The organism is Deltaproteobacteria bacterium (genome assembly GCA_005879535.1).
Classification (GTDB): domain Bacteria; phylum Myxococcota; class Myxococcia; order Myxococcales; family 40CM-4-68-19; genus 40CM-4-68-19.
The window spans coordinates 1266-1790 of sequence record VBKI01000015.1 but is presented as its reverse complement, the minus strand read 5'-3'; positions in this window follow the sequence as shown (position 1 = coordinate 1790).

Here is a 525-nt window from a genome sequence, read left to right as displayed (position 1 = left end):
AAGCCACAGCATATGAGGGCAATGGTCAGCGTTCGATTGGTCATAGGAAACGTAGAGATCGAATTCGTCGACGCCAGCGAGCTGCTAGGCCAAACGCCAGGAGTGTACCCAAGTCTGTGTTGCCAGTCGATCCACATCCGCCGCCGTTTCGACGCGTCGGGGTGGCGGTTGTCACTTCGATGCTCGCGCTTCCTCGAGCGTTTGCCTTTTCGAGATCGGCGATCGTTACGATCTGTGTTCCGGCGGCGGTGAAAACCACGGAGAATGTAGTCGCCCCTCTTGGATTGAACGCGATTTGCGGGGGTGCCTGTGCCTTCGCGTCCGTTACAAAAACGCGTGCGGTCCCGGCATGATCAAAGATCTCGTTCTCGTAACCATCCAGGGCAACCGCTGTGAAGACCGCGGAAGCGCCTGAAACGACCGAAGCGGGTCCTGACACCGAGAAGTGCGTCAACTGACCCGGAGCGACGTTGAAGGGCGCCGAGATGTCGTCATCCAGGCCGGAGGCCTGTACGCGCAGTGAGT